Source organism: Mucilaginibacter sp. (assembly GCF_964263795.1).
Classification (GTDB): Bacteria; Bacteroidota; Bacteroidia; order Sphingobacteriales; family Sphingobacteriaceae; genus Mucilaginibacter.
The window spans coordinates 1-16,276 of sequence record NZ_CAXVWK010000083.1 but is presented as its reverse complement, the minus strand read 5'-3'; the positions used below and the strand labels follow the sequence as shown (position 1 = coordinate 16,276).

The window sequence follows — 16,276 nt, the reverse complement described above, 5'->3', positions numbered from 1 at the left end:
GCTTAAAGTTTTTCAATTAACAAAGGCGATTTAGTTTGAGCTTCTTCTTCCGGCTCATGATCAGGATCGCGGCGGGTTTTAGATGCAAATACCATGTACATGGTTGGGATCACATAAAGTGTTAACACCAAAGAGAATAACATGCCGCCAATGATTACGATACCTAACGATACACGGCTTTTAGCACCTGCACCTAATGCAAGGGCAATAGGTACCGAGCCCAATACAACGGCTAAACTGGTCATCAGGATGGGGCGTAAACGTGCTGTAGCAGCCTCTACAACAGCTTCATATTTGCTGATACCGTGCTCCATTCGCTGGTTGGCAAATTCTACAATTAGGATCCCGTTCTTGGTAACCAACCCTATCAGCGTAATGATACCGATCTCAGAGAAAATGTTCAGCGTCTGGTCAAACAACCACAGCGATATAAATGCCCCGGATATAGCGAGCGGAACAGTTAACATCACAATAAACGGATCCACAAAACTTTCAAATTGTGCTGCAAGCACCAGGTAGATGAGCAGCAAGGCAAAGGCAAAGGCAAATAATATGTTTGATGAACCTTCGGCGTAATCACGGGACGGGCCGCTCAATGCCGTACTGAAGGTATCATCTAACAAGGTAGCTTTTATCCGCTCCATCTCTTTGATACCATCCCCAACAGTTTGGCCGGGCGCAAGGCCAGCCTGTACTGTGGCAGACTTATATCTGTTAAAGTGATAAATAGACGGAGGACTGGCACTTTCGGCAACTTTTACCACGTTATCCAACTGTACCAGGTTGCCGCGGGTGCTGCGCACGTAAACAGATTTCAGATCGAGCGGCTGATCGCGATTGGCGCGGTCTACCTGGGCTATGACCTGGTATTGCTTACCATTGATCAGGAAGTAATCCAATCGGCCCGCACTATAATAAAGCTGCAGTGTTTGGGCTATATCATCAACCGATACACCCAGGTCACGGGCGCGGTCACGGTCAGTAGTAACCCTTAATTCGGGCTTGGTAAACTTAAGGTTAACATCCGATCCCTGGAATACAGGGCTTTTTGAGACCTCGGCAAAAAACTCCGGCAATACTTTCCGTATCTTCTCAAAATCCTGGTTTTGAATTACAAACTGCACAGGTAATGAGGTACGTGCACCACTACCACCACCGCTTATGGTTTGCTCCTGCACTACAATGGCACGTGCATCTGGCATTTTGGTTAGTTTTTTATTTAGCCAGTCGGCAAGTTCCTGCTGGGTACGCCCGCGCTCATCCGGCGCTACCAAACCAACGCGGCCAAAGCCCGAATTAGCAGATCCACCGCCACCAAATGACGGGGAGACGATCTCGAGGTTGACACTCGCTTCGGGTATCGAATCGGCTATCAGGCCGGCAACCTTATCCATATAATTGGTCATGTACTCATAGGTAGCACCCTCAGACCCGGTTACGGTGTAACGCAGCAAACTACGGTCATCAAGGGGGGCCAGTTCAGATGGGGTAACCTTAACAAGGATGCCGGTTACTACCAGCGAAGCGGCTAATATTACAAATGAAACCCACTTCTTTTTCATGAAATTAATCAGCGTTTCGCTGTAACCATTGGTCATGTTTACAAAGAAAGGTTCGGTCATTTCATAGAATTTCGATTTCTTTTGGTTCTTGCGGATCAGCTTAACGTTAAGCATGGGTGTTAACGAAAGCGAAACGAAAGCAGAGATCAATACAGCGCCGGCGACGACGACCGCAAACTCACGAAACAGCCTGCCGGTAAAGCCCTGCAAAAAGATGATAGGCAAAAATACAGCGGCCAGCGTAACAGAAGTAGAAACTACCGCGAAGAAGATCTCGGCCGAACCTTCAAATGCTGCTTTACGGATAGCCATACCGGCCTCTACCTTTTTATAGATATTCTCTGTAACCACAATACCATCATCTACCACCAAACCGGTTGCGAGCACAATGCCCAGCAGGGTTAGGATGTTGATAGAAAACCCGAACACGTACATGATAAAGAAAGCACCTATCAGCGATACCGGGATATCTATCAGCGGACGGAAAGCGATAAGCCAGTCACGGAAGAAGAGATAAATGATGATCACCACCAGCACAAAGGATATAAGCAGTGTTTCCTTTACCTCGGTGATGGAGTTATTGATGAAACGAGTGTTATCCAAAGCAACTTTAACGGTAATGTCTGGCGGCAGGTCTTTTTTGATCTGCTCTAAACGGGCGTAAAAATCTTTGGCTATCTGCACATAGTTGGCACCGGGTTGCGGCACTATGGCCAGGCCTACCATCGGTATGCCAGATTCTTTTAGCGCGGTCTGCTCATTTGCAGATCCTAAAACGGCGTAGCCAATATCATTCAGTCTAATCACCCGGTTGCTGTCTGCACGGATAATAAGGTTATTAAAGTCTTTTTCGGTAGTTAATTTTCCTAAGGCGCGGATGGTAATTTCGGTATTGTTACCTTCAATTTTACCGGCCGGCAACTCCACATTCTCGCGGGCCAGTGCGGCACCAATATCAGTAGCCGTTAAACCTAACGACGAAAGTTTATTAGGATCTATCCAAAGGCGCATGGCGTACTGGCGTTGCCCTTGCACGTTGATGGTACTTACCCCCGGTATGGTTTGCAGGCCCTCCAGCAATACGTTTTCGGCGTAATCATCTACCTGGGTAATGTTACGGGTATTACTGCTTACCAAAACGGTGATGATCTGGTCGGCGCTGGCATCAGCTTTGGTAACTACTGGTGGTGCGTTGATATCCTGCGGTAACTGGCGCTGTGCCTGTGATACCTTATCGCGTACGTCATTCGCGGCGGTTTCCAGATCGGCATCCAAATCAAATTCAACTGTGATGTTACTTGATCCTACCGAACTGGTTGACGATATGTTACGGATTCCCGGGACACCATTTATCGCTTTCTCCAAAGGCTCAGTTATCTGCGATTCAATTACATCTGAGTTAGCACCCGAATAACTGGTAGATACAGAAATAATTGGCGGATCGACTGATGGAAAGTCCCTAACACCTAAAAACTTGTATCCAATTATACCAAAGACAACAATTACAACAGATAACACTGTTGCCAGCACAGGCCTCTTTATACTTACCGACGATAAACTCATGCTGCTATTTAATAACTTTAAGAATCTTTAATGGCGATTTAGGGCGAATTTGAATCAAACCTGATACAACAACACTGTCGCCGGCTTTAAGCCCATCAACAATTTGTATCTTAGTATCAGTACGCAGATCTGTTTTAACATTTTTAGCAACCGCTACGCCATTTTTATAAATGTAAACTTTACTGCTTTTCAAATCAGGGATTACACATTCGGTTGGTACCATGATCGTTTTCGGGATCTGATCCAGTGTTAGATTAATTTTGGCGAACGCACCGGCAGTTAAAACCCCCTTAGGGTTTGGTGCTTTCGCGCGCACTGTAATAGTTCGTGAATTGGCATCTAAAGCCGGTTCTATCGCGTAAACAGTAGCATTAAAGTTATCGCGAGAGCTTTCAACAGTAAAGGTAACTTTGCTCCCCTTATCAATGATCGGCAGGTAGCGTTCCGGTACCGAAAAGGTAAGTTTTGCAGGATCGATATTTACTAACGTGGCAATTGAAGTTGATGGGGATAAATAACCACCCGGGCTTACATTGCGCAAACCGATAGTACCCGAAAACGGTGCGCGGATCTCGGTACGGGCAATCTGTGCACGAATAACACCTGCCTGCGCCTGCATTGCGGCTAATGACGATTGCGATGTTTCATATTCTTCTTTACTTACCGCTTCTTTTTCCAATAATATCTTGTTGCGGTTATTGATGTCGCGCGCCAGTACCATTTGGGCCTGCACCTGCTGTAAAGACGATTGCAGGTCCTGGTTATAAACCTTTACCAACAGCTGCCCCTTGGCAACCTTACTTCCTTCTGTGAAAAATATCCCTGTAATGTTACCGGCTGTCTGGCTGATCAGGTTAACCCGTTCATTAGCGTCTATCGACCCGGTGATGTCTATCTGGTTACGTACAGACGTATCTTTCACCACCATTATATTTACAGATACCGGGCCATTCTTTTTCTTACCCTTACCGGCAGTTGCAGCACTGTTTTGTTTGGCCTTTTTGCTAAAAAATTTATTGTACAGCAAAAACGCTATAAGCAAGGCAAGTAAAGTATATATAATGTATTTGGTTTTCATTAGTATGGTGGTTCGTGTATTGGTTCAGGTTCCTAAATTAAATATTTGCCTGCATATAATTTACAGTTACGATACCCTGCAGACACAAGCGGTTAAGCAAATTATCTGTCGCGTCTCCGCCTGTAAGCCAGCTTATATTGCCGCTTTAATGCATCGGGGGCTGATGAAGCATTACGGTAATACCCGCAAAACTAACCCCTTACGGTTAAAATTGATTGCATGTATCAACCATTTTACAACACTGGTGTTTTTAACCAACATATTAAAAAACATAAAAATTTATAACTTGCCGCATGAAAAAATTTCAACTCATCGTACTGGCTAATTTAATTCTGTTATTTATGAACGCTACTCCCGGCAGCGCGGCTGCCCCTGCAAAAATATCGTACACGGTAACCTTTCCCGAGGCACAGGCGCATTATGCAGAAATTGAAATGACTGTTAGTGGCCTTGCCCAGCCTTCGCTTGAACTTAAAATGCCGGTGTGGACTCCCGGATCATACCTGGTTAGAGAGTTTGCTAAAAATATCGAATCGCTTACGGCTACGGCAAACGGTAAAGCAGTAGCTGCACCTAAACTAAATAAAAACACCTGGAAGATTAACACCATAGGCGTTAACAGCGTTACTGTTAAATATAAATTATATGCATTCGAACTATCGGTACGTACCAGCTTTATCGATGCATCGCACGCTTTCCTGTCAACATCAGGCGTATTCTTATGGCCCAAAGGCATGCTTAATAGCCCGTCGACCATTAAGATAGTGCCGTACAAAGACTGGAACAAAGTATCAACCAGTTTAGAAAAAGTGGGTGGTGACACATTTACCCTAACCGCGCCTAACTTCGACATTCTATACGATTCGCCTATTGAAGTTGGCACGCAGGATGTGTTTGACTTTAACGTTAAGGGTGTACATTATGAAGTGGCCATGTATGGTGGCGGCAATTATGACAAAGAGCGCCTGAAAGTTGATATGGCCAAAATTATTGAAGCAGAAGCTGCTGTATTTGGCGAGAACCCTAACAAACATTACACCTTTATTGTACACAACAAGCTTCGTAACGGTGGCGGGTTAGAACATTTAAGCTCTACAGTTTTAGGCGCCTCGCGCGATGCCTATGCTAATGAACGCGGCTACCGTGGGTTTTTAGGTTTGGTGGCTCATGAGCATTTTCACCTGTGGAATGTGAAACGACTGCGTCCTATCGTGTTAGGTCCGTTTGATTATGAGAACGAGAACTACACTACTAACCTTTGGATAGCAGAAGGCTTTACCGCTTATTATCAAAATTTGATACTTCGCCATGCTGACCTTACCCCTGCCGAGGGCTTTTTAGCGGATATGGCAGCCGATATCAATACTGTTGAAAATACCCCGGGTACTAAAGTACAGCCACTGGCCGAATCAAGTTTTGATGCCTGGATCAAATCTTACCGCCCTAATGAAAATTCGGTAAACACCGGTATCTCCTATTATGATAAAGGTGCCGTAATCGGTATGCTGCTTGATCTGGAGATCATCAATTCTACCAATGGAAAGTCATCTTTAGATGATGTGATGAAATACATGTATAACACTTATTACAAAGGCTTGAAACGCGGTTATACCGATGCAGAATTTAAGGCTGGATTTGAAAAATTCGCCGGAAAAAAACTGGATGATTTTTATGCGAAGTATATCAATGGTTTAGCAGCTATCGACTATGATAAATATCTTGGCTATGCCGGCTATAAACTTACAGATGATGCCGCCGCAAGCAACGACCCTACCATTGGTGCCACCATCAGCAACAACGGTCCTAAAAAAATTGTTACTTCTGTTTTACGCAATAGCGCTGCGTGGGTACAGGGGATAAATGTTGGCGATGAAATTGTTTCGATAGACGGCACACCGGTTACGGATGCAACTACTATTATGAATGGTAAAAAAGTTGGCGACCAGATCAAGGTAACCATAAGCCGCGATGGCCAGGCGATGATTATCCCTGTTGCCTTACTTCGCAATCCACGTCAGAAAAACAAGATCGAGGAATTGCCAAACACTACTCCGCAGCAATTAACTGTAAGGGCAAAATGGTTAAAATTGCAATAAGAAAAGCGCAAATTTTTAAGCCTCCGTTCTTTACAGAATGGGGGCTTTTTTATTTAACAATTTACTGATAGAAGCATGATACTTTGATGGTATATGTGGTTCACGGTTTCTTAATTTGCCAACATGGATTAATTTGCTAAAACTTTTTTGGCTGTTCGAATATTATATATCTATCTATAAAAACACTAAAATATTTATCATGAACTCACTACTTTATATAATTGCCGTAATACTTATTATTGGTTGGGCTATCGGCGTATTTTTCACAGCAGTTGGCAGCCTTATACATATCCTACTTGTAATTGCAGTAATTGCTTTTTTACTTGGTGTAATACGCAGGCCAACCGCCGTTTAATTTATTCATAAAGCGGCCCTTACGGGCTGCTTTATATAACCAAACAATTGCCTCACGCATGCAAATCCCGTTTACGCCGCAACTCCTTGGCGATTTGATAGAAAAGGGTTACACTTTCATGTTAGCAGATACTGATGCAGACGCCACTTTGGATGTAACCATAGTATTGAAGCCGGTAAGGGAAAAACCTGATCTGGCTAATTTGCCGGCAGGCTATGATACTTACTACAAAATTACGCGGGAACCCATGCTTCTGGCCTGTAACAAGGTTAGCGATACAACAATAGTTGTAGAATATGAAACACGTAATGAAACCATTACAAGTGAAGATATTTTCGATGACAGCTACTTTAGAATGAGCGAGGACTTTTTCAGGCAGGTGTTGGATAGCCTGGAAGATTATGCAGTTTTTACCACCGATAAAAACGGCGACGTAAACAGTTGGAACACAGGGGCAGAGCATGTGCTAGGCTATAAGGATAGTGAAGTAATTGGCCAAAACGCCAGCATTTTTTTTACTCAGGAGGATGTGGCTACCGGAGAACCGGAGAAAGAATTGGTTAACGCTATAGAGAACGGTAGAGCGATTGACGAGCGCTACCATGTTTGCAAAGATGGTACGCGTTTTTGGGGCAGCGGGTTGGTTTTTCCGTTATTTGACGAGGAGGAGCAGCATCGCGGGTTTACGAAAGTCATGCGCAACCTGCGCGAGCGTCAGGACGCCGAATTAAAAGCTGAAGAATCATAAATTAACAAAGCCCCGACTAGATAGATTCTAGTCAGGGCTTTTTTTGCAATTACTTTGACTCATTATTTGACTTTAGATTTTTTAAGGTCGACAATTACTACGCCGTTAATTCCTTTAGCGCCGTACTTTTCCACACTGTTACGGTCCTTTAATACCGATACACTTTTGATGTCATTTGGACTGATAGTGCTTAAATCACTAATTTCTTTGCCGTCGACAATATAAAGCGGGTTGTTAATAGCAAGATCATTGCTTGCCGAAGACTCCTTTATTATACTATTTTGTGTAACTTGTTGTTTAATATTGTCACTTTGCTGCGATTTTATCGCTCCCATTTTGTTATCCCTTGCTAAAGCAAAATTGATCGGCACCACATAATTTACACGTACCTTTTGTCCATTTTGAGTGCCGGCTATCCATTTTGGCGAGGCCTTTAATACTCTTACTGCTTCTTCATCTGTACCATCACCAACACCTCTTACAACTTTCAAATTGGTAAGTGAGCCATCGGTTTCTACTATAAATGACACAATCACTCTTCCTTGGGTGTTATTTTCACGGGCCTTTTTAGGGTAACGAATGTTTTTGGCTAAATACATAACAAATTCATGATCACCTCCCGGGAATTGTGGTGATTGCTCAAAGGCGCTTAATACCGTATTTTTTTTACCGCTGGATTGCACTACAGCAGGTGCAGGAGGTGGCGGCGGATTCTTACCTTGCGGTTTAATGACGGCTACATCATCAGTTGAAAGGCTGAACTTTACCGGTATGCTGTATTGCACTCTTACTTTGCGACGGTTTTGTACGCCAGGTTTCCATTTGGGCGACATTTTTAGTACCCTTATGGTTTCTTCATCAGCACCGTATCCTATACCGCGCAGCACTTGCACATTTGTCAGTGCTCCGTTAGGCTCCACAACAAAAGTGGCAATAACACGGCCCTGGATATTTTTTTCCCTGGCTTCTTTAGGGTAATGAATGTTTTTTGCAAGGAACTCTCCTAAAGCTTTATCGCCACCAACAAAAGTCGGTGCATGCTCAACAGCAGTAAATACCTGCTTTTGGTAACTCCCGGTATCATTAACATTTACCGCATTAACCAAAGGCGGCAAAGTAACCACCGTTGTTTTTATGTTGGTGGTCTCCCGCGATAAATTTTCTTCCACAATTTTGTGAGCAGCGACTACTGATGCAGCCGGTTTTAGAAATACCTCTTCAGCATGGTAGTTAATTGTGATTACAGCTTTGCTATTGCTTATTGTTGCCGAGGATAATATCAGCATTAATATAAACAATGGTGCCGATAAACCATACTTCGCCAGCTTTATACGCTGCGATTTATTTTTTTGTAACATCATAATACGCTGTTTTAATAAACTGTGATTAAAAAACGGGTTAACCAAACTATGCACAGGCGAATTAAAGGTTTGGCTAAGCAGTAGCAGGGCGTAATCTGCTTTATCGGTGCCGGCCGCCAAAGCCTGCCTGTCGGCAATAAATTCATGAATATGTTTAACTGCAAAGCGGTACAGGTAAACAACCGGGTTAAACCAATTAACAATCATTATAGCTTCGATGATCAAAACATCTGCAGAATGCCATTGCCTGACGTGTACTTCTTCATGACGGGTTATTACTTCATTAGTAGCAACATCATCCTGTATTTTTACCGACTTAAAAAACGAGTAGGCTCCTTTAGAAGGTTGGCTGATCAACTTCTTCACCTCGAACAGCTGCCATACAAGCCTTATGGACAGCATTACAATTCCGGCGGCATATAACAGTGTAATGATTTCGCCAACGGTAACCGGGTTATCTTTTAATGGCGCAAACGCCACTAACATATCTGGTGTGGTGGCACTGTAAATGGTTTCCTGCACCTGTCGGGTAATGAAAAGTTCCTTAACCCACTGCGCTTGTATTAGGGGAATAATAAACGATAGCAGCGCGCTTCCCACCAAATAGATGCGGTTAAGCTGAAAAAAGGTTTCCCGGCGGAGCAATAAAGCATAGAACCCGAAAAACAATACCAGGTAAATGTTCACAAGCAACAGATAATTCCACCAGATCATAACTATTTATCTTTAAGTTTTTCAATCAGTTTCATAATGTCGTCGGCCTCTTTCAGGTTTATCTTTTCTTTCTTCACGAAAAAGGATAGCATCCGGTTCACCGAATTATCGAAGTAGCCGGTCAGTAATTTGTCTGCGGCAAAATTCTTATACTGCTCTTTGCTGATAATAGGGTGATACTCATGACTTTTACCGAAGGCACTATGGCCAACAAAGCCTTTAGTTTCCAGTATCCTGATAATGGTTGATACCGTGTTGTAGGCCGGCTTAGGTTCGGGCAGTACATCCAACACATCTTTTACAAAGCCCTTTTGCAACTGCCAAAGCACCTGCATAATTTGCTCTTCTGCGCGTGTTAATTCTTTAATTTCCATAAGGGGAATGAATTATTTAAAATGTTTAACTAAGTTATAAGTTGTAAACGACATTAACAACTAAATGTTTAGTTTATTTTTTAATTAAACTTTTATTTGTCTATTTGGTTCTTCTTCACAACCAATTACTAAATGGAAATAACTTTTCACGGCGCTGCACGAAACGTTACCGGCAGCAAACACCTGCTGCGGATGCAGGATGGCACCAGCGTTTTATTAGATTGCGGAATGTTCCAGGGATTAGGCGAACAAACCGAAGACATGAACGAACATTTTGGCTTTAATCCTAAAAAACTCGACTATCTTATTCTTTCCCACGCACATATAGATCATTGCGGGTTAATCCCCAGATTAGTTAAAGAGGGTTTTGAAGGGCAGATCTTTTGTACCGCGCCTACTATGGACCTTGCACGGATCTTACTCATGGATTCTGCGAAGATACAAACACAGGACCTTGAATATGATAATAAACACCGCGCAAAAAAAGGCCAGCCGCAGTTGGAGGCACTTTATAGCGAAGAAGATGCCATTTCCGCTTTAAGCCTTTTTAGGATTGTTGATTATAACCAGGAATATCATATCACCCCAACCCTTAAGTTCAAATTTACGGATGCAGGCCACGTACTTGGAAGTGCTGCTGTACATATCCGTGCGGATGAAAATGGTAAGAGCACCTATATCACGTTTAGCGGTGATGTAGGCCGTTACGGCGACTTGTTGTTAAAAAACCCGCAAACTTTCCCACAGGCCGATTACATATTACTGGAATCTACTTATGGGGATTCGCTGCATAAAGATATAGGCCCTATTCAAGACGCTTTGTTAGACATCATCAAAAATACCTGCGAGGTAAAAATGGGCAAGGTGATCATTCCGGCATTTAGCGTTGGCCGCACACAAGAATTGCTTTACGCATTAAATTCACTCGAACTTAAAGGCATATTACCTGATGTACCTTATTATGTAGATAGCCCGTTATCTGAAAAGGCAACCCAGGTGCTTAGGGACCATCCCGAAGTTTATAATAAGGACGTAAAAGAGGTCCTTAAAATTGATGCTGATCCGTTTGGTTTTAAGGGATTAAAATTTGTACAGTCTACTGCCGAATCGATTGCACTAAACGATGATGTAAGGCCTTGCGTAATCATTTCTTCATCAGGAATGGCCGAAGCCGGACGCGTTAAACATCATATCAAAAACAATGTTGGCCAACAAAAAAACACCATTCTGATGGTAGGCTACGCCGAACCCAATTCGTTAGGCGGCCGCCTTGCCCGCGGAGAAAAGGAAGTTCATATTTTTGGTGACCAGTACCAGGTAAATGCCGAGGTACAGTCTATTAAAAGCATGAGTGCCCATGGCGATTACGAAGACCTGCTACACTTCTTAGCCTGCCAGGATCCTAAACTGGTTAAAAAACTTTTCCTGGTACACGGCGAGTATGAAGTTCAACAACACTTTGCCGAAAAATTAAAGGAAAAAGGGTTCTCTGATATTGAGATTCCTTATCAGCATCAAAAGGTAGTTTTAGATTAGGATAAAATATTAAGATCACTTATAACAACAAAGCCGGCTCATGGCCGGCTTTGTTGTTTGTTTATTTCTTTAGTCCTATCTCTCTTAAACGTTCATCCAAATATTCACCTGCGGTAATGTCTGTATAAAGCTTGGGGTGGCTGTCGTCAATGGTCGATGGCAAGCTGGTAAGGTCCATATCGGATTTTGGGTGCAAGAAAAACGGTACAGAAAAGCGGGAGTTCTTCATTTGCTCGCGCGGCGGGTTAATTACCCTATGCGTTGTGGATTTTAACTTGTTATTGGTTAAACGCTGCAGCATATCGCCAACATTAACTACCAGATCTTCACCAAAGGCAGTCACCGGGAACCAGGTATTATCGCGTGTGAGTAGTTCCAAACCATCGGCGCTGGCGCCTATCAATAACGTTATTAAATTAATATCCTCGTGCGCCCCTGCGCGTACTGCATCATCAGGTAACGCATCCGGGTCAGTTATCGGAAAGTAGTGTAAAGTGCGCAGAATGGAATTGCCGTTCTCCACCTTATCATCAAAATAATTTTCATTCAACCCCAGGTAAACCGCAATGGCGCGCAGTAGGTACTTGCCGGCTGCTTCTAATTTTTTGTAAACCTCTAAAGTTGTGGTGTTAAATTCCGGCAATTCGTCAACCGCAATATTTTCAGGGTACGCATCTTTTTCAGGCACATCGCCGGTAACAGTTTGGCCTATTTGCCAAAATTCCTTTAAATCTGGTACCTTAAAACCTTTAGCTGTTTCCTTATTTTTACCGGTATAGCCGCGTTGCCCGGCCAGGTCGGGTATTTCATACTTGTCTTTAACATCCTGTGGTAAAGCAAAAAGCTTTTTTACCTGCAGGTAAAGATCATCTATCAAATCCTTACTTAATCCATGATTGGTAATAGTTACAAAACCGGTTTCATTAAATGCCTGGCCAATGCTGTCAGAGAAAGCTTTACGTTCGTCGGCCGAGCCGTTAATGTAAGTGTTTAGATCAAGGCGCGGGATGTTTACAGTGCTCATAATTGTAGATTAAAATAACGATCAAAATTATTCAAAAAAATCAGGCAGCGGTATACCCATCTGCTAAATTTTATGCCGGTTTGTTTATTGCTCTACAATATAAAGTATTTTATAGTTAATTGTTTAAACGATTTGCTGTTAGCACTGTCTATAATAGATACCGATATAAACCACCTATGAAATTAATACAAAAACTCTGGGGCTTTGCTTTAATAGCTGTAGTGACACTGTCATGCGCCCCATCCAGAGTAGCCGCCCAGCAGGAAGGGCAATATATATCTGACCAGGAATTTTACGACGAACTTTCTGATTATGGTACCTGGGTAAACGACCCGACCTACGGCAACGTTTGGGTACCCGATGTAGACGGTGACTTTAGGCCTTACGTAACCAATGGCCATTGGGTACTTACCGAGTATGGTAACACCTGGGCCTCAGATTATGAATGGGGTTGGGCTGCATTCCACTACGGCCGGTGGCATTATGATAATTATTATGGATGGGAATGGGTGCCGGGAAACGAATGGGCCCCTGCCTGGGTAAGTTGGAGAAACGGCGATGGCTATTATGGCTGGGCGCCGCTGGAGCCGCAGGTAACCGTTGATGCATCATTTGGGTATGATTACGCTGCACCAGACATATATTGGTCTTTTGCTCCTTACGCCTATATTAACCAGCCTAATATCTATAACTATTGTGTGCCGGTAACCCGTGTCCGTAATATATATAGCCGTACCACTATAATACGTAATACCTATGTGCGTAACAACCACACTTATATTGCCGGCCCCGGCCGTGCCGATATTGAACGGTATAGTAAAAGGCCCGTACGCGTTTACAATATAAACAATGTGAACCGCCCGGGTGCTATAACAGTAAATAACAACAATATTAACATTTATCGCCCCGGAGTACGCCGTGGTAACGATTCGCGCCCTGCCAGGATAATAGATGGTGCAGCTTACAGGCGCCAAAACCCCGATCAGCGTATCGGTGGTGGCGACAATCGCCGCGGAGGATATAACAGGGAGAACGCGTCGCGTTTGGCTAACGAAGCACGTTCTAACAATCCAAACAGCAATTATGTGCGCGTTAATAGAGTCGGCGTAGCTAACCCATCACAAAATAACAACCGCCCTACCCGCCCGGAATTTAATAATAATGGACGTGTAACCAGCCCGGCTGATATAAACTCCGCAGACCAACGGCAACAGCAACGCCAGGCACGCCAGCAGCAACAACAAGGTCAAATGACCGATGAGCAGCGCCAGCAAATGCAGCAGCAACGCCAGGCACGCCAGGCACGCCAGCAGCAACAACAAGGTCAAATGACCGACGAGCAACGCCAGCAAATGCAGCAACAGCGCGAGCAGCAACGCCAGGCACGCCAGCAGCAACAACAAGGTCAAATGACCGACGAGCAGCGCCAGCAAATACAGCAACAACGCGAGCAGCAACGCCAGGCACGCCAACAGCAACAACAAGGCCAGATGACTGATGAGCAACGCCAGCAAATGCAGCAACAACGCGAGCAGCAACGCCAGGCACGCCAACAACAGCAACAAGGACAGGTCAACGATCAGCAGCGCCAACAAATGCAGCAGCAGCGTGAGCAGCAACGCCAGGCACGTGAGCAGCAACAACAACAGATAGGTGCCCAGCAAATGAACCAGCAAGCCATTGAACAGCAGCGGCAGGCACGTGAGCAGCAAAGGCAACAAGCGCAGCAAATGCGCGACCAGCAACGGCAGCAACAGGCCGATCAACAACGCCAACAGCAAGTGCAGCAGCAACAACAGGCTCAGCAGCAGCAACGTCAGCAAATGGATCAACAAAGGCAACAACAAGCTCAACAACAGCAGCAAGCGCAAGACCAACAGCGCCAGCAGCAGGCTCAACAGCAACAGCAACGCCAGCAGCAGGAACAGCAAAGGCAACAACAGCAGGAACAGCAAAGGCAACAACAGCAGGAACAGCAAAGGCAACAACAGCAGCCACCGCGCCCTGTAAGGCCTTAAGGATATCTAGCTCCGCTTGAATGTCCAGTGGAGATAAAACATAGTAGGTTCAATATTCTGCTTAACAAAAAAGGCGATCCTGAATCAGGATCGCCTTTTTTATGTGTAGTTGTTTGTAACTATTGAACGATAAAAGAACCAACCAGCAAAGCTAGTACCTGGTCTTTAGTTAAAGCTTCATCAAACGAAGCTGTAGCAACAGCTGGAGAAACGCCTAAGGCAGTTACCAGGTTAACGCCACCCTGGGTTACGTTTTCTTCACCTGCGTAGTTACCATTAACTGCTGCAACACCGGTATCATTACCTAAAGTTGTTGTACTAACAACGTAAGGCTTAATAGTTGGTGCAGCAGTTACACCTGTTGCAATAGAATTACGCAAATAACGTAATGCTGATGCATGGCGCGCTTCTGCAGCGTGGATAGATAATGCAGCGGTTAATACCACCTGGTTACCTAATAGGTTACCTGCCTGACCTTTGTAAGCACGTACGCCGGTATCTTCAAACACCTGGGCCACGGCTAAATAAGTATTCACATTTGTAAATACATCTTTAAACGGACCATTGCCTTTATTGTTACCACCAGTATAATCTGCAGTTGGCGGGGCTACCGGGGTACCACCTAAAGATTTAATAACACCCTGTAAAAACGTAACGTGATGATTCTCATCATTAATAATAGGGGTTAAGTAAGATTTGTAGGCGTTAAATGTACCTCTGGTGTTACCCAAGTTATAAAAGCCTGCTTCCAGGTGCTCTAATGTTAAAGCGAAATTTAAAACGTCAACAACAGATGTTGAGGTTTGGCCGTAGGCCTTTTTAAACATGGTACCCAAAGCAAAAGGCAATGCAGCAACGGCTACTTTAGAGCCAAAGCTGGTTATATTTTTGATAGCGGCACGGCGGGGGTTTAACCTATCGTGTATTTCCGGATCAACTTTCTCAATTTCTTCAATTATATTAAATATGTTCATGGCGATAGATGATTATGGTTGATAATTGTAACTTGGTGCAGTAACTTTAGTTTTCAGGAACTTGTTAGCACCGCTTAATACTTCGGCAATAGATGCTGCTTTGTTTAAACCTGTAGATGGGTCAACCTGATCTGTAGAGGCATAGTTGCCTATTCCAAGCAGGTTACCTATCAAAGCTGCGTGCCTTGCTTCAACAGACACAATTTTACCGGCTATAAGCAAGTAGTTAGCGTCTTTAATTAAATAGCCCGCACCGTCATAAGCTTGAACGCCGGTATCTTCCAATAATTTAGCCGCATTCAATACGCTTGTTCTATCACCAAAATTGATGGTGCTAAAGTCTGGTGTTAAACTCTGGATAGCGTTTGTGCCTAACGCCGCTTTAAAAAAGTCGCGGTGTAACACTTCGTGATCACGAATGTCTGTAAGGTATGCAGTTTCTGCTGCAGAAATGCCACTGTAAGGCGTAGCAACTACCTGTAAATAAAAGGCAGCTTCTAATTGCTCTAAAGCGTAAGCATAGTTTAAGATACCAAGGTCGCCATTACCGATATCTACTGCACCGTCCACAATTACGGTGTGGTCCTTTTTACAAGATGCTGCTCCCATCACGGCAATAGCTGCCGCCCCGGTGCCGGCGTAGCGCAGGAATGACCTTCTGGCCATGTTTGCTCCGCCTTTTGTTAAGTCGAGTTCTGTTTTCATAGATTAAAAATTTAGCTGTAGATGCTTTTTATAGATTTACTAATATTGGTGACAACATGTTTTATTTACCTTCAGTTTTATTTATTTTCTAAATCGTATAGCTATTTGAAGTATAACGAGAAAGAGTATTGTTTAACTAAAAATAAATTCGACAAGTTCTTTTCAATT

At 43.9% G+C, this 16,276-nt stretch carries 12 protein-coding genes; 5 read left to right on the top strand and 7 right to left on the bottom strand.

Annotated features, from left to right (window positions below):
- Positions 1-2: 2 nt before the first annotated feature.
- Positions 3-3,125, bottom strand: a complete 3,123-nt coding sequence (locus tag ACE5CV_RS13845; protein WP_374950776.1) for an efflux RND transporter permease subunit — start codon at positions 3,123-3,125, stop codon at positions 3-5.
- Between the two features lie 4 nt (positions 3,126-3,129).
- Positions 3,130-4,203: an efflux RND transporter periplasmic adaptor subunit gene (locus ACE5CV_RS13840; protein WP_374950775.1), complete on the bottom strand. Its 1,074-nt coding sequence runs from the start codon at positions 4,201-4,203 to the stop codon at positions 3,130-3,132.
- 293 nt (positions 4,204-4,496) lie between these two features.
- Between ACE5CV_RS13840 and ACE5CV_RS13835 the strand changes: the two genes are divergently transcribed.
- From ACE5CV_RS13835 to ACE5CV_RS13825, 3 genes are all read left to right on the top strand, one after another.
- The gene (locus ACE5CV_RS13835) at positions 4,497-6,299 is read left to right on the top strand and encodes a M61 family metallopeptidase (protein ID WP_374950774.1); all 1,803 of its coding nucleotides are present in this window, start codon (positions 4,497-4,499) and stop codon (positions 6,297-6,299) included.
- Positions 6,300-6,498: 199 nt separating this feature from the next.
- Positions 6,499-6,654 (top strand): lmo0937 family membrane protein, encoded by a 156-nt coding sequence (locus ACE5CV_RS13830; protein ID WP_374950773.1) that lies wholly within the window; start codon positions 6,499-6,501, stop codon positions 6,652-6,654.
- A 58-nt stretch (positions 6,655-6,712) separates the two neighbouring features.
- Positions 6,713-7,402 (top strand): PAS domain-containing protein, encoded by a 690-nt coding sequence (locus ACE5CV_RS13825; RefSeq protein WP_374950772.1) that lies wholly within the window; start codon positions 6,713-6,715, stop codon positions 7,400-7,402.
- A gap of 62 nt (positions 7,403-7,464) precedes the next feature.
- Here the strand turns inward: ACE5CV_RS13825 and ACE5CV_RS13820 are convergent, their stop codons facing one another.
- Together ACE5CV_RS13820 and ACE5CV_RS13815 are read right to left on the bottom strand one after the other, a co-directional pair.
- Complete coding sequence (locus ACE5CV_RS13820) at positions 7,465-9,477, bottom strand: TonB family protein (protein WP_374950771.1); 2,013 nt, start codon at positions 9,475-9,477, stop codon at positions 7,465-7,467.
- Positions 9,478-9,479: 2 nt separating this feature from the next.
- Positions 9,480-9,851 carry a BlaI/MecI/CopY family transcriptional regulator gene (locus ACE5CV_RS13815; protein ID WP_374950770.1) on the bottom strand — a complete coding sequence of 124 codons (372 nt, stop codon included), beginning with the start codon at positions 9,849-9,851 and terminating at the stop codon, positions 9,480-9,482.
- Positions 9,852-9,983: 132 nt separating this feature from the next.
- Between ACE5CV_RS13815 and ACE5CV_RS13810 the strand changes: the two genes are divergently transcribed.
- A complete protein-coding gene (locus tag ACE5CV_RS13810) occupies positions 9,984-11,387 on the top strand; it encodes an MBL fold metallo-hydrolase RNA specificity domain-containing protein (protein ID WP_374950769.1) in 1,404 nt (467 codons plus the stop codon).
- A 61-nt stretch (positions 11,388-11,448) separates the two neighbouring features.
- Here ACE5CV_RS13810 and ACE5CV_RS13805 read toward each other — a convergent pair whose 3' ends face one another.
- Positions 11,449-12,411 (bottom strand): isopenicillin N synthase family dioxygenase, encoded by a 963-nt coding sequence (locus tag ACE5CV_RS13805; RefSeq protein ID WP_374950768.1) that lies wholly within the window; start codon positions 12,409-12,411, stop codon positions 11,449-11,451.
- 176 nt (positions 12,412-12,587) lie between these two features.
- Here ACE5CV_RS13805 and ACE5CV_RS13800 point away from each other — a divergent pair, with 176 nt between their 5' ends.
- On the top strand, positions 12,588-14,429 hold the full coding sequence (locus ACE5CV_RS13800) for a DUF6600 domain-containing protein (protein ID WP_374950767.1): 1,842 nt from the start codon (positions 12,588-12,590) through the stop codon (positions 14,427-14,429).
- A 119-nt stretch (positions 14,430-14,548) separates the two neighbouring features.
- Here ACE5CV_RS13800 and ACE5CV_RS13795 read toward each other — a convergent pair whose 3' ends face one another.
- Both ACE5CV_RS13795 and ACE5CV_RS13790 read right to left on the bottom strand, forming a co-directional pair.
- Positions 14,549-15,403: a ferritin-like domain-containing protein gene (locus ACE5CV_RS13795; protein ID WP_374950766.1), complete on the bottom strand. Its 855-nt coding sequence runs from the start codon at positions 15,401-15,403 to the stop codon at positions 14,549-14,551.
- A gap of 12 nt (positions 15,404-15,415) precedes the next feature.
- A complete protein-coding gene (locus ACE5CV_RS13790) occupies positions 15,416-16,108 on the bottom strand; it encodes a ferritin-like domain-containing protein (RefSeq protein WP_374950765.1) in 693 nt (230 codons plus the stop codon).
- Positions 16,109-16,276 lie beyond the last annotated feature (168 nt).